Here is a 17,471-nt window from a genome sequence, read left to right on the forward strand (position 1 = left end):
ATGCGCCATCTTGTTTACGTTTTTGTTCCTTCAGCCCTGATTTTGCTGACCGCTTTCAGGCTGGCTTTTGCCTTGTGGCAATGGCCGCGTGTGCGTCAGGCCGGAGGTCTGCTGCCCATCCTGATTGGCGGCTTGCGTATCGACGCCCTAATGATCGCCGCGCTCAGCGCCCCCGTGGTCTTGCTGGCCCCCTGGCTAGGACACTATCCCGTCATGACGACGATAGCCGCCATCTGGTTTACCTTCGCCTGGTTCCTGCTGACCTTGCTGGAAGTTTCCACGCCCCAATTCATTATTGAATACGACACTCGCCCCAATCGGCTGTATGTGGACTATCTGAAGCACCCTCAAGAAGTAGTGGGCATGCTCTGGAAAGGCTACAAGCTGATGATAGGCATCGCCCTGATTGGTCTGGGGCTGATGGTGTATTCGGGCTGGTCTATTTTTGGTCATGTGTCTGCCGACCCCGTGATGAGCTGGTGGCTGCGTCCTATCTGGATGCTGATTGCTGCGGCCCTGTGCATCCTGGCAATTCGGGGCACCTTGGCCCACCGCCCCATCAATCCTTCTTCGGTCGCCTGGAGCAGCGACAGCATGCTCAATACGCTGCCCTTGAACTCGCTGTATAACGTGGCCTACGCCATTTACAGCATGAAAAACGAGCGCTCGGCCGAGGATATTTACGGTGGCCTGGACGTCGCAGAAATGAACCAGATCGTGCGCGATGCGGCTGCCTTGCCGGCTGGCCCTGACACACTACCCACCCTACATCGTCAGACGCCAGTGCAAAAACGTGAGCGTAAACCCAATCTGGTCCTGATCGTGGAAGAGAGCCTGGGGGCGCAATATGTCAGCAATCTGGGCGGGGCCAATCTAACCCCCGAACTGGACAAACTGGCCCAAACGGGCTGGAACTTTCGCCGCGCCTACGCTACCGGCACGCGTTCGGTACGGGGTCTGGAAGCGGTTTCTGCCGGTTTCCCCCCAACCGTGGCAGACGCTGTACTGCGCCTGCCCGGCTCGCAAACCCGCTTTTTCACCCTGGCCCAATTGCTCAAGGAACAAGGCTACCGCTCACGCTTTATCTATGGCGGCGAAGCCCACTTTGACAATATGAAGAGCTTTTTCCTGGGCAATGGCTTTGATGAGCTGCATGAGCAATCCAGCTTTGAGTCCCCCGAGTTCGTCGGCACCTGGGGCGCCAGCGACGAGGATATGTTCAACAAGTTGCACCAGTTGCTAAGCCAGGACAAGGAGCAACCCACCCTGACGCTGGCCTTCTCTGTCAGCAACCACTCGCCTTGGGAATACCCGGCTGGCCGTATTCAGGTGGAAGGCGATCCCGCCACGGTAGAGAACACGGTACGTTACGCCGACTGGGCCATTGCGGACTTCTTCAAGAAAGCGCGTGAATCCGACTATTGGGACAACACAGTATTCTTGATCGTGGCCGACCATGACTCGCGCGTGGGCGGTGCCAATCTGGTGCCTGTGCGTCACTTCCATATTCCTGCCCTGATTCTGGGCGCAGGCGTTCCCAGCCGTCAGGACGAACGCATCATGAGCCAGATTGACCTGGCCCCCACCCTGCTATCCCTGATGGGCATTGAAAGCGAGCACCCCATGATCGGGCGCGACCTGACCCAGCAGGACAGCGACCGGGCCATGATGCAGTACTTCGAGAACTATGGCTATTTGAAAGGCGACATCCTGACCGTGCTGATGCCACACCTGCCGCCTTGTCAGTATCGCTATACCGCGCCGGACAAGTACGAGCTGCTGGAACAGATAGACGAAGGGCTGGCCAAGGAAGCCCTTGCCCACGTGCTCTGGCCTAGCTGGGCGTATCACGAACAGGCTTACACCCTGCCCCACCTGCAAAAACGCTAAAACCGAAGGCTCAGGGCTTGACGAAGTCCTGAATTCGTTCTATTATGCTTTTCTTTAGTCGGGGCGTAGCGCAGCCTGGTAGCGCATCTGGTTTGGGACCAGAGGGTCGCGAGTTCGAATCCCGCCGCCCCGACCATTAAAGAATTAAAGGCTTAGTTCATTGCACAGTGAACTAAGCCTTTTTCTTTGCCTGCTCCCAGGGCATCGCCTTATTTGCGTTATGCTTTGACGACCTACCCTGATCAGGAATCGGAAATGAGCAATTCAAAAATTCTAGGTCTGAGCAGCCTGGCCTTACTGCTGTGCCTCCTGACCGTCCCTACCCTGTTTCTGCTCCTGCCAGTCTTTCTGTTCCCCCTGATCGCCTGCCTGATCGGCCTCTATGTTTACAAGCGTGGCCTGCGCGGACAAACTCGCAGTCTGGCTATTCGGCTTTTTGCCTTGCTGCCCTTCCCCGTAGCGGTGTTCACCTTTATTTTCTGCATGCAATGGATTTCGCAGGGCTATCGGGCCTGAACCTTCAGCCCTGCCTGTTCCTGACCCGTTCACACTACACGGATGTGTCCTTCAAAAAGCTGAGTTTGCCATTAGGCTCGATATAAGCCGCCGCTACCTCTTCCAGCGACTGGATTCCGGCCAAACGCATTTCACTCAGAATTTCATCGCGGGTCACAAACTCCCGACGCATATTGCGCCACTGCAATTGCCCGTCCCTGACCACACACACTTTGCGCGGAGTGGCCAGTGCATTGAGCGCCGGGAATCGGTACATCAGCCAATCGACTATGTACCCCCAGGCCACAATGGTTGCGGCCACGAGCAGACCATCCGTCAAGGAATTGCTGCCGCCTGACATCGCATTACCACTGGCATCGGCAATCAGCAAAAGAATCAACAGGTCCGCAACGCCCAGCGATCCCAGTTCACGTCGTCCTGCCAGCCGCAGCAGGACGAACAGAACAAAGTACACCACTGTGCCTCGCAGCACGGACTCCAACACAGGTATTTCCAGTGCGAAGACCGTGCTCCAATCAGGTGTCAGCATGACGACAAGCAGCCTTTGATCAGTTCAGATCAAAGTACTGGTGGTCCTTGGGACGCTGGCCTGCCACGTCCTTGGCCGTAATCTTGTCACTGAACTCATTGCCCAAGTGGGAACGCACATAGTTGACGACTTCGGCTATTTGCTCGTCATTGAGTACGCCACCAAAACCAGGCATGCCCTTATTGCCCTGGTTCACCATGAACACCACATAAGCAGGCGCCCCCAGTTTCGGATTCTTGGACAGGGACGGATACATGCCCGCCCCTTGAGCGCCCTTGCCATCGATCATGTGGCAAGACGCACAGACCTGCTCATAAATTTCCTGGCCGGTTTTCTGGGTAAAGACCACCGTATCACCCCCTACCACCGCCGTATCCGCATGGCTGATGGTCAACAGTCCCGAGGCCAGAAAAACCGCTAGAGATCGCATCATCATGACTAGGCTCCTTTGGAATCGGCTTGTTGATTACCCACAATATGGCTATGCAAGCGGGAAATCGCGTTCAGGGACGACAGGATCGCACCTTCCTGCCAGGCGTTGACGTAAGAAGCGTGCTCACCCGCCAAAACCAGTCGACCATCAATCTGGCACAGGTTCTCGTAGTGCGCGGCCCGTGTCTGGTCCGTCCACATGCCATAGCAGCCCAATGTCCAGGGAACGCGGTGCCAGGCGACCGCCACCCCACTCTCGAACTCATCCTTATATTGAGGGTGGATTTGCGCACCATATTCCAGGGCCTTCTTGACCCGGTCCTCAGGACTGAGCGACGACCATTCCACGGCGCTGGGACCGAACATATACCCCCCCAGCAATACGCCTTTGCCACCGGCCATCATGCCGCCACTGGGGTAAGAGATTTGTGTGATGGGCAGGTCGGTATAACTGATGCCGCCATAGATCGCGTCATCATCTTCCCAGAAGCGCCGTTTGAACTGCAGCCCGATCTTGACCGAGGGAGCGTACGGCACAGCGTCAATGGCAGCGTGCATTTCCTTGCTGGCATCCAGATCTATCTGGCTCAGAATCGACAAGGGAATGGTACATACGCACCAGTCTGCTGTTTCAGTGTGCTCGCTACCCTTGCTTTGATCCTTGTAGCTAACCGTCACCTTGCCATCACTCTGCTTGATCGCAGTGACCTTGGCATTAAAGGTAAACAGTCCCTCCAGCTCCTTGCCAAAAGCAGCACCGATCTGGTCCATCCCACCCACCGGCTGAAACATGGTCTGCTGAAACTCGTACAGATCATGAATGCCCATATTGTGCCAAACACTGGAGCGCACAATATCGGCCAGTTTCAAAGGCTCGGAAAACTCGGGTTGTGCATTCAGACCACCTCCCGGATCACGCTCAAAACCGCGTACCTCGGAACTGGCATGGCCTTTCACATAAGCCATGTTCTTGTCCAAGGCCCCCCAGCTGCGCAAGGCTTCCAGCAGCTTTTCCTGATCCTCCTTGGACAAGGGTGCATCCAGCGACTGAGTATTAATGGCTTTGGACAAGAGCTCGGAGACCTGCCCCTGAAAATCCGCGTGGATATGGCGAAACCGCTGAGGCTTGCCACCAAAATGCTCTTTGCTATGCAGATAGGCGTTGTAGTTGTACTGGATAAACGGTTCCAGCCTGACTTTCAGCCGCTTGCAATAATCCAGCAAGGCCCGGTGATGGAAAGGAATCCGCCACGGGCCGGGGTTGATGTATTGATCCTTGTCGAACTTGACATCCTGCTTGGCGCCCCCCAGCTCGGTATAGCTGTCCCCGCCATGCAAGGACCAGTTGCGCCCCCCCACTTTTTCCCGAAACTCCAGGATTTTGACTTTGTACCCTGCGTTGCGCAGCTCCAAAGCGGCCACCATGCCAGCCAGACCCGCCCCCAGGATCACCACAGAGGTCCCTGGCTTGGGCTTGCCTTCCAGGCGAATCGGGCCATCGTAACTGCCCTCCGCCGCATGGCCCAGACGCATCATGGCCTGATACATGGCCGCGCCACCTGCGGCATACCCGACCATCGTCAGGAAATGTCGCCGTGTCAGTATTCCACCCTGTGAAACTTGGCTCATCGTCCTTTCTCCTTTTGGAAAAATGATGAGCAGCATTCGCCCCCAACTTCTTTGCCTGCCCCCGGTGCATGAATGCTACTCGTGTGGAAAAAAACAAAGAACACAATGCCTTATGATCAGCTTGTCACTTAACTATAAGCACCTAAAATGTTTAAGCCCAACATAAGAAACACATCTTTACAGGGCTGAAAATTAGCTGACTCCTGATAAATGCGTGCAAGCCCCTTTTTGATGTGGGCCTATGCTTGCCAAGTTCACCACGACGGGATATAATTTTTTTCTTAGTCGGGGCGTAGCGCAGCCTGGTAGCGCATCTGGTTTGGGACCAGAGGGTCGCGAGTTCGAATCCCGCCGCCCCGACCAAAAAATTCAAAGGCCTTGCAGAGCAATCTGCAAGGCCTTTTAGTTTTGCCAGTTCGGCTCACTGCGTCATTTAACTTTGGCTGGCGCTCACACCCACCGAGTCGGGCAAACCAAAAATAGAATCAAATGCCCAGTTGTAGATAAAGGCGAAGATGGGAAAGAAAGCCAGCAACACCGCTTCCATCAAAAAAGCTTTCCACAAGCTGACATTCAGCCACCACGCAATCAGCGGGATCAGCAAAGACACCAGCACAATCTGAAAACCGGCCACGTGCAGCACCCGGTGCCAGAACGTACGCGCCTGAATCTGACGACGGCGCTCCCAGGCTTCAAACAGCATATTGTAGAACAGGTTCACCGATACTGCGCAGGTGCTGATCATGAAAGACAGCATCCCGCTTTCCATGGCCCCTGCCCCACTCAAGTGCCCCAATACGGTTGCCGCTACCATCATGCCCAGCAACTCGAACATCCCTATGTAGACAACTCTTCTTTTCCATCCCTGCACGATAAATATCCTTGATCAAAAGCTCAGAAAGCATGATTATCCGCAGTACAGCTTCTAGAAAAAGTCAGATTCCATCAGTTTTACTTATGGTTTAGCCATGCTTACCAGTGATCATCTTGAGCTCTTGCTTGCCGTGGTTGAACACGGCTCCTTCTCCGCCGCCGCGCGGGCGTTGCGCCGCACACAATCGGCCGTCAGCATGGCCGTGGCCAATCTGGAGGCCGAGCTGGATCTGTCGCTTTTTGACCGCAGCCGACGTGAACCTGTACCCACGGCCGAACTACTGGCCATGCTGCCCGACGCCAAGCTGATCGCCAGCCGCTTGCAGAGTTTGCGACTGCATTTGCAGGAATTATCGGGGGGATTGGAAAGCCATTTACGGCTGGGTATCGTGTGCGATGTCGATCCCGAACCGGCGTTGATTGCCTTGCAGGCTCTGGAGCAACGCTATCCCGGTCTGGACATAGAACTGCGAACCGCGCCCCAAGACGCGCTGGTCGAAGCATTGCAAAAGCGCGAGCTGGATCTGTGCATTGCCTATGGCGGGCGGGAACTGGAAAGCGTGGGGATTGTGCAATCGCTGTGGACCGAAACCATTAGCGCTGTCGCCGCACCTGGCCATCCCTTGCTACAGGACAGCCCCAGGCCCCTGGAAGATTTGAAAGCCTACCGGCAGATTGTGATTACCAGCCCCGACAAGGATATACGCAAGGACCGTTCCATGCTCAGCCTGCGTCAATGGAAAACGGACAGTCTGCCCATGACACTGGAACTGGTGGAACGGGGATTGGGTTGGGCAAATCTGCCCTTGTCTTGCCTGCGGCCCTCACTGGAGTCTGGCCGTTTACACCGTATCCAGTTCTCTACCGGCAGCAATGGTCTGGACTTGCCCATTTATCTTCTGCAATCCAAGGGACAGGATGTGGGCAAGGCGCAGGCCCTGTTCAGGCAGGCCCTGCAAGACGAATTGAATACGCGCCTTGCGCCTATTCCGGTACGGTGACATTCGCCTGGCCGCTATCAGCCAGGAACTGCGCCACCATCCCTTCCTTTTTCTGCCGGGCAATAAAGGCCTCAACCCAGGCATGGGCCAGCGTACGCTCTGACGGCACCGCCATGGCCTGACGAATCACAGTGAAACTGTCGGGCAGCACACGCAAGCCGCTGCGGGAGCGGGCATAGCGCTCCAAAGGCTGTCGTACGCCCGCAGCGGCATCCAGCTCTTCTTCCACAAACAGATCAATCGCATCGGCAGAGGTCGTTGCCCGTACCAGATCGGCATGTTTTAAATGACGGCTCAAGAACAAATCGTAGGCCGCCCCTTTGCCAACGGCAATGCACACGCCTTGCTGATCCAGCTGATCCACGTTCTGAAAGGCGGACTCGTCACGCACCAGATAGGTGCCTTCGATATGCACATAGGCTTCACTGAAGCGAATCTTTTCCGCACGTTTGGGATCAATCGCCAAAAATGCCAGATCCCACTCGTCCCTGTAGACCGCCTCTACGACAGCCTGGGCCGCATCGTAGCCATGAAATTGCACGCTCAGGCCCAGCTCTTGCGCCACACTGCGCGCCAGGTCCGCCGAGACCCCTTTGGGCGACTGCTCATTGGCACCGCGTTGGGCCAGGACGGGATTGCCATAATTCATGGCAACACGCAAAACCCCGCTGGGGGCCAGTTCTGCTGCGACAGCCTGCTTTTGTGTCATGTAAATGCTCCGTCATACTTTTAAGAACCCGGTCTTCTACAATAACGCACCTTCCTGTCCCACTACATAATGGAGCGCCTGTATGTCTCGTGATGATCTTGGAAAACTCTTGCTGCGTGTCACGGTCGGTGTGTTGATCCTGCTGCACGGCATCGCCAAGATACGTTATGGCATCGGAGGAATCGAAAGAATGCTGATCGCCAACAATATGCCCGGCTTTCTGGCCTGGGGCGTGTACATAGGCGAAGTGATTGCTCCCGTCCTGATGATTCTGGGTTTTTACGCCCGTGCCGGCGGTTTGATTGTAGCCATGAACATGGTCATTGCCTTGTTGCTGGCCCATAGCAACCAGATCGGCAGTTTCAATGCCCAAGGTATTTGGGCCCTGGAGTTGCAAGGCATGTTCTTGATTGGCGCGCTCACAGTCGGCTTGATTGGCGCCGGACGCTACAGCCTGGGTGGCGATGGCGGCCCCTGGAACTAAGGCTGGCCCGATTCATGTGCTGAAAAACGCCCGCTTCGCCGGGCGTTTTTCATGGATGATCAAGCATAACCCCCACCTGCCTCCCCTTGTTCACCCTAGCCACTCAGTCCGCTGGTCTCAGGTACCTCGACGCTACTGCACTTGCACGGGAGTTAAAGTTAGTTGGCGTTGGCACCTGGCTTCATGCCTTAACTCGCCAAGGTCAAATCCAGTCGTAACCCCCCTTTCTCCGACGCACTGGCTTGCACTTTCCCCTGATAGCTGCGCGCCAGCTCACGCACAATATCCAGTCCCAGTCCAAAGCCTGGATGTCGCTCATCCGCACGCTGGCCACGACCAAACACACGCTCCAACTGCTCCGGCTCCAGGCCAGGACCGTCATCTTCCACCACCAGATGCAGCACATTGTCCTGCTGCCACACCTGACACCACACATTCTGCGTCGCCCATTTGCAGGCGTTATCCAACAGGTTTCCAGCCATCTCCTGCAAGTCCTGCTCTTCGCCTTTAAAGATCAACTCCTGATCGGGTAAATCCAGATGAATCTGCTTGTCGCTATGCAAACGCCCCATCACCCGACACAAGGACTGCAGACAACTAGACACATCCGTACGCACACCTATGGCGCGTACCGCCATGGCTCGTGCACGAGACAAGTGGTGGTCAACCTGACGCTGGGCCAAGGCCACCTGCTCGCTAACCAAAGCTGCCAAATGCGGATCTTCGGCTTGCGCGGCGTTGCCCATAATTGTTAGCGGGGTTTTGACCGCATGGGCAAGATTTCCCGCCTGCGCCCGTGCGCGATCCACCATACCCGCATTAGCACTGAGTACAGCATTGAAATCATCCACCAAGGGTTGAATTTCACTGGGGAAATTGCCACTGACTTGTGGCTCCCGCCCCTCCTGCACATCCAGCAAACGACGTCGCAAAAGATGCAGAGGGTACAAGGCCAGCACCACTTGCAAGATTGCCGCCAGGATCAAACCCACGGCCAAACCACCTAGCGACAGGAACAGAATCCGCTCAAAACGGGCTAATGGTTCGGCCAGCAGCTCCCGGTTGCCGGCCACCATGATCTGCAAGCTTTGTCCCTTGTCATTCACCTCGTCCAGCTCCTGACGCAACACAACCAGGCGTTGCTTTTCCGGCCCCGTCAGCGACAAGACGCCATTGGGCGAATCGGGAGCATTCACATCCAGCGCCTCGTCCCACAAGGAGGTCGAGCGCAAAACCACCGTCCACTGCTCACTGCCCGCTTCCTGGCGGGCAATCTGCCAGTACATGCCCGAATAAGGCTGCTCAAATAAAGGATCGCTCAGGCGCGATTGCAAAGTCACCCCATCCGCATTGTCCAGATTCACGTCCGCCATGATCTGGTCCAGATGGGTTTGCAAGCGCTGCTCGAACTGACGGTAAACGTGGTCTTGAAACAAGCGGTTCAGGCCCAAACCGGCCAGAACAATACTGATCAGAATCCAGGCCAAAGTCCCCAGCAGCAGGCGGCCACGCAGAGAGCCCAGAATGGTATGACCCCGCAAGGCGATCATGCTTCAGGGTCCACCAGACGGTAGCCCATACCTCGCACCGTTTCGATATAACCGGCGGGCAATTTCTTGCGCAGACGGCCGATAAAAACCTCGATGGTATTGGAGTCGCGCTCGAAGTCCTGAGAGTAAATATGCTCGGTCAGTTGAGTACGCGACAGCACTTGGCCAGGGTGATGCATCATGAACGCCAGCAAACGGTATTCATGGCTGGTCAGCGACAAGACCATGCCCGCACAACTGATCGAGGACGAGCGCGCGTCCAGCTCCAATTTGCCCAGTTGCAAACGTGGGTTCGCCTGACCGGCCGCACGGCGCAGCAAGGCGCGCATACGAGCCAGCAATTCTTCCATGTGAAAGGGCTTGGCCACGTAATCGTCGGCACCGGCATCCATGCCTTCGACCTTGTCGTGCCAATCATTGCGGGCCGTCAGAATCAGCACCGGCATATTGATGTCCGAAGCACGCCAGCGACGCAAGACCGATACCCCGTCCATGCCCGGCAAACCCAGATCCAGAACTACCGCATCAAAGGCTTCTACCTCGCCCTGATAATGGCCTTGCTCACCATCATGAGCAACCTGAACGGCATAGCCAGCCCGTTCCAGCGCCTGCTGCAATTGCGCTGCCAAGGTAGGTTCGTCTTCAACAACCAGTATCCGCATCTTAATGTCCTCGGGAATGCGAGCGTTTCACGCCGCGCACAAGCAACACTTTGGCGGTCAAGGCGTCCACTTTCAAACGCAACAGGCGATTGTCGTCAACCAGCATGCGCAAGTCATACACCCAAAGCTCAAAGCGCTCGTCATATTCAAACTGCACACGCAGCACTCGTCCGGGATAGGTCTCGCGCACCCGCTTCAAGACTTCCCGCAGCGGCAAGGCTTCCCCACGGCGCACGGCTTCGCGGGCCTGATCGTGGCCCCGATAGGCCGGGCCCGGAGGCCAGTACGGGCTGGGGCCGAAACGCTCATTAGGAGGGGGAGGCAGGGGCGGAGGCGGCGGAGGGGGCAAACGACGAAAACAGTCATCGTCCCCGAGGTAATCATGTCCAGACCAATCCGAATGCTGATCCCTGTCCCACGACGAATCCCCCTTCTGCTTTTTGCTGCCGCAGTCAGGGTAGTCGTGAGAATGGGCCAGTGCCAATGGCATCACCGCCGTCAAAACGGCGGCCAAACTCATCAGCAAGGCGGATTGTTTAATGGACGTCATAAGAATCGGTACGTGCAGAAAAAAAAGAGGGATCAAACGATCACTCCCCCTTATATAGCAAGCTGCGGATGAACATAACATGAACAGCGGCTTCAGTTTAGATTCAGAGCCACCTGTCCATAATGGGCACCAGGCTGACAGGACAAACAAACCTTCCCACCTCAAAAGGAAGCTACCCAGGAATCTGACAGCACCACTTTTTGATTACATGAAGGAGCTATACATGAAACGCACTTCCCTCTTTTCTGCCCTGGTATTGAGCGCAAGTCTGTTGGGTGGCACCGCTGCCATTGCACAGGAAGCCACAAGCGCAGCCCAAACACAGAGCACGCAGAAACAAGCCCGTCAGGCCCGCGACCACAAACCGCTGACCGCTGATCAAGTCACCGATATCGGTCCCGCCTACCAGCGCCTGAAAGATGCCGGCTACACCAAAGTGGGCAGCCTGCATCAGCGAGGCGACAACATCATGGCCATGGTGGTCGATAAGGACGGCAAGGTTGTACGTGTCCGTTCCGAGGGTGCCAATGGCGAGTTTACGGTTGTAGAGCGCAAGAACGACGGTCAGCATCGTCGCGGCCACCGCTCCGGTCACGATCAACAACGTGACAGCGCCACGAAAGAGGCCACCAAGTCCTGATCATCACATCACTTTCCCCTAAGCAGTTGATGTTCGCAAGCAGTAGCAGTGACAACACGCAGTTGTTTTAGCAGTAGAAGTCGGTAGCAGGACGAAAAACGGCGCCCCCCAGCGCCGTTTTTCTTTTCTACTGATTAGCCCGGATAGGGTCATCCCGCTCAAGGCGTTAGGATGGGAGTCTGTTTCACCTTTGGGAAAAGTGTCTCTCATGCTGTCTGCTGATTCGGTTTACTCACAAAGCTACTCGGAATTTCACTGGTCCATCCCCGAGCACTACAACATCGCTCACGACACCTGCGACAAATGGGCTGACGGGTCCGGGCGTCTGGCCCTGATCCAGCAATTGCCCGATGGTCAGATCAAGCGCTACACCTTCGATCAGCTCAAAGCCTGGTCCGATTCTTTAGCGGCTGCCTGGCAAGCCCAGGGTATTCAGGCAGGCGACCGTATCGCCATCTTTCTGGCTCAAGGACTCGAAACGGCGCTGGCGCATTTGGCGACCTACAAGATTGGCGCCATTGCCATGCCCTTGTTCACCCTGTTTGGTACGGATGCGCTGCGCTATCGTCTGAATGATTCCGGCGCCAGCACCTTGATTACCGATCAACAAGGCCTGGAGACGGTGTTGCCCTTGCGCGAGCACCTGCCACAGCTCAAACATCTTTACCAAAGTGACAGCCAACAGGATCAGGGCGATGCACTTTCCTTATGGCAAGCCATTGCCGCCCACCCCGAACCGGCACCGCGTACATTGAACACCCGCGCAGACGACCCTGCCGTGCTGATCTATACCTCCGGCACCACAGGTTCGGCCAAAGGTGCTCTACATGCCCACCGCGTGCTGCTGGGGCATCTGCCGGGCGTAGAGATGTCGCACAACTTCCTGCCCACAGGCGAAGGCCTGATGTGGACACCTGCCGATTGGGCCTGGATTGGTGGCTTGCTGGATGTGCTGCTACCGGCCTGGCATCACGGCATACCCGTACTGGCCTACCGCTTCCCCAAATTCGATGCCGAGGCTACCTGGAAACTGATGTCCGAGCACGGTGTCACGCATACTTTCCTGCCCCCTACTGCCCTGAAAATGCTGCGTCGCAGCCAATGGTCACGCGAGCAATGGCCTTTGAAGCTGCAATCCATTGCCAGCGGTGGGGAGTCACTAGGCGCACAGCTGCTGGATTGGGCAAAACAAGAACTGGGCATCACCATCAACGAGTTCTACGGACAAACCGAGTGCAACATGATCGTGTCCTCTTGCTCGGCCTGGTTTCCGGGCCAGGCGGGCAAGATCGGCAAGGCCGTGCCTGGTCACAAGGTCGCGATTGTGGATGATCAGGGGCAAATTCAGAAACCCGGCATCGAAGGCCATATTGCCGTGCGAGCACCCGATCCGGTTATGTTCCTGGGCTACTGGCAACGACCCGAGGCCACTCGCGAGAAATTTGTAGGCGACTGGCTGCTGACCGGCGACAAAGGCATGCAGGACGAGGATGGCTATATCCAGTTCGTAGGCCGCGATGATGATGTCATCACCAGCTCCGGCTACCGCATTGGGCCCGGCCCGATTGAGGATGGCCTGATGGGGCATCCCGCTGTCGCCATGGCGGCAGTGATCGGTGTCCCCGACCCCGAACGCACCGAAGTCGTGAAAGCTTTTGTGGTGCTGAAGGAGGATATCGAACCGTCCCAGGAACTGGTCAAGGAGATTCAGGAGCACATCAAACGCCGGGTGGCTGCACATGAGTACCCACGGCTGATTGAGTTTGTCGATGCCCTGCCCATGACAACCACCGGCAAAGTCATACGTCATGCTTTACGCAAATTGAGCCAGTAAAGGCACTAGCTGCAGGCGGCACCCGCACAACACAAGGCCGTCGCTACTCCCTTTACTGGAGCCAACACTGTATCGCCGCCCCAATGGATAAAAAAACACCCCAATCCTTGGACGTAAATCCAGCGATTGGGGTGTGTGCCACACAGGAACGACTGTCCCGATGTGGGGGTATGGCTTTATTCAAACTCCAGGCAAAGCGCTGCAAGGCCGCTCTGCCCGCATCCGTCTGATTAACCGAAACGACCCGTGATGTAGTCTTCGGTTTCCTTGCGAGCGGGCTTCACGAAGATCTGGTCAGTTTCACCAAATTCCATCAGCTCGCCCAGATACATATAGGCGGTGTAATCCGAGCAACGAGCCGCTTGCTGCATGTTGTGGGTCACGATAACCACGGTGTAATCCGCTTTCAGTTCAGCAATCAGCTCTTCAATCTTGGCCGTGGAAATCGGGTCCAGTGCCGAGCAAGGCTCGTCCAGCAGCAGAACTTCGGGTTTGATCGCCACACCACGGGCAATACACAGACGCTGTTGCTGACCACCGGACAGGCCGTTACCGCTTTGGTGCAGCTTGTCTTTCACTTCGTTCCACAGCGCAGCTTTGGACAAGGCCCATTCCACACGCTCGTCCATTTCGCCTTTGCTCAGGCGCTCGAACAAACGCACGCCAAAGGCTACGTTGTCATAAATGCTCATGGGGAACGGTGTCGGTTTCTGGAACACCATGCCCACTTTGGCGCGGATCAGGGAAATGTCCTGCTTGGAAGTCAGCAGGTTTTCATTGTCCAGCAGGATTTCACCTTCAGCGCGCTGGCCGGGGTACAGCTCGTACATGCGGTTCAGCGTGCGCAGCAAGGTGGATTTACCGCAACCGGATGGTCCGATAAAGGCCGTGACCTTCTTTTCCTTGATAGACATGTTCACATTGCGCAGGGCATGGAATTTGCCATAGAAGAAATTCAGGTTGCGGATTTCAATCTTGGTCGATTCGTCGGAGGTAATAATTTGACTCATAGCGTTGGCCGACTAGGGCGCTCCGTGAAAACGTTATTTTTGGCGGAAAAGGCTGCGAGCCAGGATATTGATACCCAAGACCAGCAAGGTAATCAGCACCGCACCTGCCCAGGCCAGACGGTTCCAGTCCTCAAAGGGGCTGGCAGCATATTGGAAAATCACCACCGGCAAGTTGGCCAGCGGCGCATTCATGTTCAGGGACATGAACTGGTTGTTCAAGGCGGTGAACAACAAGGGAGCCGTTTCACCCGCAATACGAGCCACAGCCAGCAGAACGCCCGTCACGATACCGGGCAAGGCTGCACGGTAGGAGATGGACATCACAATCTTCCACTTGGGGCAGCCCAGGGCCGCCGCGGCTTCGCGCAGGCCGTTGGGAACCAGCATCAACATATTGTCTGTGGAACGTACCACCACGGGGATCACCAAAATAGCCAAAGCCAAGGAACCGGCCCAACCCGAATAGTGACCCACCTGTGCCACATACACGGCATAGATGAACAGACCAATAATGATGGACGGTGCCGACAACAACACGTCGTTCAAAAAGCGGGTTGCCGGGGCCAACCAGCCACGCTGACCGTATTCAGCCAGATAGGTGCCGGCCAGAATGCCGATAGGCGTACCGATCAGGGTACCGACGCCAGCCATCATGACACTGCCAACAATGGCGTTCAGCAAACCACCCTCACCACCAGGAGGCGGGGTGCTTTCAAACAACAGGGACCAGGCCATGGCACTGCTGCCCTTTTCGATCAGGGTCCAGATGATCCAGAACAGCCAGAACAGGCCGAAGATCAAGGCAGTAAAAGACACACCCAGCATCAGGCGGTTAAACACCTGCCTGCGTTTGTAAATCGGGTTGCTCAGACTAATTGCGGATTTTTTATCAAACATGGTAGGTGATCCTTAGCGCGACGTGCCTTCGTTCTTGGCCAGACGCAACAAGAGCAACTTGGAGATCGCCAATACAACCGTGGTGATCAGGAACAGGATCAGACCCAGCTCCAGCAAGGCGGATTTCTGCATGCCACCGGCTTCGTTAAACTCATTGGCCAGTGCAGACGCAATCGAGTTCGAAGGCGAAAACAGCGAGCTTGGCAAGTTAAAGGAGTTACCAATCACAAAGGTGACAGCCATGGTTTCACCCAGCGCACGTCCCAGACCCAACATGATCCCGCCAATCACCCCGTTCTTGGTAAAAGGCAGCACCACACGCCACATCACTTCCCAGGTCGTGCTACCCAGACCGTAAGCGGACTCTTTGAGCATGGGAGGCACCAGCTCGAACACGTCGCGCATCACGGCGGTAATGAAGGGGATCACCATAATGGACAGAATCAGACCGGCGGTGAACACACCAATCCCGAAGGGAGGGCCCGCAAAGATCTGACCCAGCACTGGCACCCCGTCAAAAAAGGAGATCAGGCCAGGCTGTACATAGCGCTGGAACAGGGGCACAAAAACAAACAGGCCCCACATACCGTAAATAATGGAGGGAATCGCAGCCAGCATTTCAATGGCCGTACCCAGAGGGCGACGCAACCAGGCTGGCGAGAGCTCTGTCAGGAACATCGCAATGCCAAACGAGACCGGCACGGCAATACAGAGTGCGATGAAAGAAGTCAGCAAGGTACCGGCAATGGGCACCAATGCACCATATTCGTTATTGACCGGATCCCAGTTATTCGTCCAGAGAAAAGAGAAACCGTATTCGGCAATGGATTCCCGGCTTCCATAGATCAGGGAAATAGAGATGGCAGCCAGCAATATGAACACGAGAAACGCAAACGAGCGTGTCATGTTCTTGAAAATGCCGTCCATAAAGGCGTTCTGATTTGATTTCATGTAGACAGATGAAGGGTCAGGCCGGAATAGGACGAACGCACTGCAACCGATTCACAGATTCTGTAACAGCCAAGGCTGCTCCAGCCCAACAAACCGGATAACGCTACGCGCTGTGCGTTCAAGACAAAACCGTAATTTTTACATAATAAAGACGGCACCACCTAGAGGTGGGCCGTCTCGCAGGATCAATTTACAACTGACCTGTATTTGAACACGAATCTTACTTCCAGACCGCAGCGCCGTCTTTGGACTTGATCTCCGATGCCCAGGCCGCCTTGATCTGGTCGGTTACGTCCTTAGGCAACGCAACGTAATCCAGCTCTTCAGCAGATTTGGCACCGTTCTCGAAGGCCCAGTTAAAGAAGTTCAGCACTTCTTTACCGTTCTCGGGCTTGTCCTGCACCTTGTGCATCAGGATGAAGGTAGCCGAAGTGATAGGCCAGGACTGTGCGCCAGGCTCTTCGGTCAGAATCACACCCATGCCAGGCGTACCGGCCCAGTCTGCGTTGGCAGCGGCGGCAGCAAAGCTTTCCTGACCAGGCTGGACGAATTGGCCGTCCTTGTTCTGCAACTGGGTCCAGGACAGTTTGTTTTGCTTGGCGTAAGCGTATTCAACGTAGCCGATCGAGTTCTGCAGCTGGCGTACGTAAGCAGCCACGCCTTCGTTACCCTTGCCACCTTGACCGGTAGGCCACTTCACAGCCTTGCCTTCACCAACCTGGGACTTCCAGTCCGGGGACACTTTGGACAGATAGTTGGTCCAACCGAAAGTGGTGCCCGAACCGTCGGAGCGGTGAACCACCACGATGTCCTTGTTAGGCAAGGTCAAATCGGGGTTCAGTTCCTTAATGGCTGCATCGTCCCACTTGGTGATCTTGGCCAGGTAGATATCGCCCAGTACTTTACCGGACAGTTTCAGCTTGCCAGGCTCAATGCCTTCGACGTTGATCACAGGCACCACACCACCGATCACGGCGGGGAACTGCAACAGGTTTTCTTTTTCCAGTGTTTCGACCTTCATTGGGTCGTCCGAAGCACCGAAATCCACGGTCTTGGCAATAATCTGCTGCTGACCACCACCCGAACCAATCGACTGGTAGTTGACGCGGTTATTCGTTTGTTTGGCGTATTCAGCCGCCCATTTGGCATAGATTGGGTAAGGGAACGACGCACCAGCACCGGTTACGTCTGCAGCTGTGGCAGTAGCCGCAAAAGCGCTGAACGCCAGAGCAATACTTACCTTGTTGAATACACGTTTTAACATCGAGAAATCCTCTTGATGATAGTCAGATCACAGGCCCACCCTGTATGTGT

Annotated in this window: 18 protein-coding genes and 2 tRNA genes; 8 read left to right on the forward strand and 12 right to left on the reverse strand. The window is 55.8% G+C overall.

The window, feature by feature from the left end; genetic code table 11:
• From OSH04_RS05410 to OSH04_RS05420, 3 genes are all read left to right on the forward strand, one after another.
• Window positions 1–1,890, forward strand: coding sequence for an LTA synthase family protein (locus OSH04_RS05410; RefSeq protein ID WP_266108080.1), 1,890 nt, complete (start codon window positions 1–3; stop codon window positions 1,888–1,890).
• A 59-nt stretch (window positions 1,891–1,949) separates the two neighbouring features.
• Window positions 1,950–2,026, forward strand: a tRNA-Pro gene (locus tag OSH04_RS05415).
• 119 nt (window positions 2,027–2,145) lie between these two features.
• On the forward strand, window positions 2,146–2,406 hold the full coding sequence (locus OSH04_RS05420) for a hypothetical protein (RefSeq protein ID WP_026485262.1): 261 nt from the start codon (window positions 2,146–2,148) through the stop codon (window positions 2,404–2,406).
• A gap of 34 nt (window positions 2,407–2,440) precedes the next feature.
• Here the strand turns inward: OSH04_RS05420 and OSH04_RS05425 are convergent, their stop codons facing one another.
• From OSH04_RS05425 to OSH04_RS05435, 3 genes are read right to left on the reverse strand one after another with little or no spacing between them, the layout of a single operon-like run.
• Window positions 2,441–2,935: a DUF421 domain-containing protein gene (locus OSH04_RS05425; RefSeq protein ID WP_009457931.1), complete on the reverse strand. Its 495-nt coding sequence runs from the start codon at window positions 2,933–2,935 to the stop codon at window positions 2,441–2,443.
• A gap of 19 nt (window positions 2,936–2,954) precedes the next feature.
• The gene (locus tag OSH04_RS05430; protein WP_026485261.1) at window positions 2,955–3,371 is read right to left on the reverse strand and encodes a c-type cytochrome; all 417 of its coding nucleotides are present in this window, start codon (window positions 3,369–3,371) and stop codon (window positions 2,955–2,957) included.
• Window positions 3,372–3,373: 2 nt separating this feature from the next.
• Window positions 3,374–4,996, reverse strand: a complete 1,623-nt coding sequence (locus OSH04_RS05435; protein WP_009457935.1) for a flavin monoamine oxidase family protein — start codon at window positions 4,994–4,996, stop codon at window positions 3,374–3,376.
• A gap of 286 nt (window positions 4,997–5,282) precedes the next feature.
• Here OSH04_RS05435 and OSH04_RS05440 point away from each other — a divergent pair.
• Window positions 5,283–5,359, forward strand: a tRNA-Pro gene (locus OSH04_RS05440).
• 70 nt (window positions 5,360–5,429) lie between these two features.
• Here OSH04_RS05440 and OSH04_RS05445 read toward each other — a convergent pair.
• Complete coding sequence (locus OSH04_RS05445) at window positions 5,430–5,867, reverse strand: PACE efflux transporter (RefSeq protein WP_009457937.1); 438 nt, start codon at window positions 5,865–5,867, stop codon at window positions 5,430–5,432.
• A gap of 97 nt (window positions 5,868–5,964) precedes the next feature.
• Here OSH04_RS05445 and OSH04_RS05450 point away from each other — a divergent pair, with 97 nt between their 5' ends.
• Window positions 5,965–6,870, forward strand: a complete 906-nt coding sequence (locus OSH04_RS05450; RefSeq protein ID WP_035270956.1) for a LysR family transcriptional regulator — start codon at window positions 5,965–5,967, stop codon at window positions 6,868–6,870.
• Here the strand turns inward: OSH04_RS05450 and OSH04_RS05455 are convergent.
• A complete protein-coding gene (locus OSH04_RS05455) occupies window positions 6,854–7,579 on the reverse strand; it encodes a transporter substrate-binding domain-containing protein (protein WP_060185658.1) in 726 nt (241 codons plus the stop codon). The two genes, OSH04_RS05450 and OSH04_RS05455, sit on opposite strands and share 17 nt — an antisense overlap.
• 82 nt (window positions 7,580–7,661) lie before the next feature.
• On the opposite strand from OSH04_RS05455, the gene OSH04_RS05460 reads away from it, so the two are divergent.
• Window positions 7,662–8,063, forward strand: coding sequence for a DoxX family protein (locus OSH04_RS05460; protein ID WP_009457944.1), 402 nt, complete (start codon window positions 7,662–7,664; stop codon window positions 8,061–8,063).
• A 188-nt stretch (window positions 8,064–8,251) separates the two neighbouring features.
• Here OSH04_RS05460 and OSH04_RS05465 read toward each other — a convergent pair whose 3' ends face one another.
• From OSH04_RS05465 to OSH04_RS05475, 3 genes are read right to left on the reverse strand one after another with little or no spacing between them, the layout of a single operon-like run.
• Window positions 8,252–9,613: a sensor histidine kinase gene (locus OSH04_RS05465; protein ID WP_239055200.1), complete on the reverse strand. Its 1,362-nt coding sequence runs from the start codon at window positions 9,611–9,613 to the stop codon at window positions 8,252–8,254.
• Window positions 9,610–10,275 carry a response regulator transcription factor gene (locus OSH04_RS05470; RefSeq protein WP_009457946.1) on the reverse strand — a complete coding sequence of 222 codons (666 nt, stop codon included), beginning with the start codon at window positions 10,273–10,275 and terminating at the stop codon, window positions 9,610–9,612. The genes OSH04_RS05465 and OSH04_RS05470 overlap by 4 nt, the downstream gene beginning before the upstream one ends.
• A gap of 1 nt (window position 10,276) precedes the next feature.
• A complete protein-coding gene (locus tag OSH04_RS05475) occupies window positions 10,277–10,825 on the reverse strand; it encodes a PepSY domain-containing protein (protein ID WP_266108081.1) in 549 nt (182 codons plus the stop codon).
• Between the two features lie 223 nt (window positions 10,826–11,048).
• Between OSH04_RS05475 and OSH04_RS05480 the strand changes: the two genes are divergently transcribed.
• Window positions 11,049–11,465 (forward strand): hypothetical protein, encoded by a 417-nt coding sequence (locus OSH04_RS05480; protein ID WP_035270962.1) that lies wholly within the window; start codon window positions 11,049–11,051, stop codon window positions 11,463–11,465.
• A gap of 208 nt (window positions 11,466–11,673) precedes the next feature.
• Entirely contained in the window at window positions 11,674–13,299 is a 1,626-nt protein-coding gene (locus tag OSH04_RS05485; protein ID WP_266108082.1) for an acyl-CoA synthetase, read from the forward strand.
• A 230-nt stretch (window positions 13,300–13,529) separates the two neighbouring features.
• On the opposite strand, the gene pstB is transcribed toward OSH04_RS05485, so the two are convergent.
• The 4 genes from pstB to pstS form a co-directional block, all read right to left on the reverse strand.
• Window positions 13,530–14,309, reverse strand: a complete 780-nt coding sequence (pstB, locus tag OSH04_RS05490; RefSeq protein WP_009463840.1) for a phosphate ABC transporter ATP-binding protein PstB — start codon at window positions 14,307–14,309, stop codon at window positions 13,530–13,532.
• A 33-nt stretch (window positions 14,310–14,342) separates the two neighbouring features.
• Window positions 14,343–15,206 (reverse strand): phosphate ABC transporter permease PstA, encoded by an 864-nt coding sequence (gene pstA, locus OSH04_RS05495; RefSeq protein WP_022983498.1) that lies wholly within the window; start codon window positions 15,204–15,206, stop codon window positions 14,343–14,345.
• A 12-nt stretch (window positions 15,207–15,218) separates the two neighbouring features.
• Complete coding sequence (pstC, locus tag OSH04_RS05500; protein ID WP_026485253.1) at window positions 15,219–16,157, reverse strand: phosphate ABC transporter permease subunit PstC; 939 nt, start codon at window positions 16,155–16,157, stop codon at window positions 15,219–15,221.
• Window positions 16,158–16,377: 220 nt separating this feature from the next.
• On the reverse strand, window positions 16,378–17,421 hold the full coding sequence (pstS, locus tag OSH04_RS05505) for a phosphate ABC transporter substrate-binding protein PstS (protein ID WP_035270965.1): 1,044 nt from the start codon (window positions 17,419–17,421) through the stop codon (window positions 16,378–16,380).
• Between the last annotated feature and the right edge of the window lie 50 nt (window positions 17,422–17,471).

It is taken from the genome of Alcaligenes nematophilus, assembly GCF_026344155.1.
Lineage (GTDB): Bacteria > Pseudomonadota > Gammaproteobacteria > Burkholderiales > Burkholderiaceae_B > Alcaligenes > Alcaligenes phenolicus.

Excerpts from the sequence above, each read along its gene's own strand:
- OSH04_RS05410 (WP_266108080.1), top strand. The coding sequence starts at position 1 with ATGCGCCATCTTGTTTACGTTTTTGTTCCTTCAGCCCTGATTTTGCTG.
- OSH04_RS05420 (WP_026485262.1), top strand. The coding sequence starts at position 2,146 with ATGAGCAATTCAAAAATTCTAGGTCTGAGCAGCCTGGCCTTACTGCTG.
- OSH04_RS05425 (WP_009457931.1), bottom strand. The coding sequence starts at position 2,935 with ATGCTGACACCTGATTGGAGCACGGTCTTCGCACTGGAAATACCTGTG.
- OSH04_RS05430 (WP_026485261.1), bottom strand. The coding sequence starts at position 3,371 with ATGATGATGCGATCTCTAGCGGTTTTTCTGGCCTCGGGACTGTTGACC.
- OSH04_RS05435 (WP_009457935.1), bottom strand. The coding sequence starts at position 4,996 with ATGAGCCAAGTTTCACAGGGTGGAATACTGACACGGCGACATTTCCTG.
- OSH04_RS05450 (WP_035270956.1), top strand. The coding sequence starts at position 5,965 with ATGCTTACCAGTGATCATCTTGAGCTCTTGCTTGCCGTGGTTGAACAC.
- OSH04_RS05455 (WP_060185658.1), bottom strand. The coding sequence starts at position 7,579 with ATGACACAAAAGCAGGCTGTCGCAGCAGAACTGGCCCCCAGCGGGGTT.
- OSH04_RS05460 (WP_009457944.1), top strand. The coding sequence starts at position 7,662 with ATGTCTCGTGATGATCTTGGAAAACTCTTGCTGCGTGTCACGGTCGGT.
- OSH04_RS05465 (WP_239055200.1), bottom strand. The coding sequence starts at position 9,613 with ATGATCGCCTTGCGGGGTCATACCATTCTGGGCTCTCTGCGTGGCCGC.
- OSH04_RS05470 (WP_009457946.1), bottom strand. The coding sequence starts at position 10,275 with ATGCGGATACTGGTTGTTGAAGACGAACCTACCTTGGCAGCGCAATTG.
- OSH04_RS05475 (WP_266108081.1), bottom strand. The coding sequence starts at position 10,825 with ATGACGTCCATTAAACAATCCGCCTTGCTGATGAGTTTGGCCGCCGTT.
- OSH04_RS05480 (WP_035270962.1), top strand. The coding sequence starts at position 11,049 with ATGAAACGCACTTCCCTCTTTTCTGCCCTGGTATTGAGCGCAAGTCTG.
- OSH04_RS05485 (WP_266108082.1), top strand. The coding sequence starts at position 11,674 with ATGCTGTCTGCTGATTCGGTTTACTCACAAAGCTACTCGGAATTTCAC.
- pstB (WP_009463840.1), bottom strand. The coding sequence starts at position 14,309 with ATGAGTCAAATTATTACCTCCGACGAATCGACCAAGATTGAAATCCGC.
- pstA (WP_022983498.1), bottom strand. The coding sequence starts at position 15,206 with ATGTTTGATAAAAAATCCGCAATTAGTCTGAGCAACCCGATTTACAAA.
- pstC (WP_026485253.1), bottom strand. The coding sequence starts at position 16,157 with ATGAAATCAAATCAGAACGCCTTTATGGACGGCATTTTCAAGAACATG.
- pstS (WP_035270965.1), bottom strand. The coding sequence starts at position 17,421 with ATGTTAAAACGTGTATTCAACAAGGTAAGTATTGCTCTGGCGTTCAGC.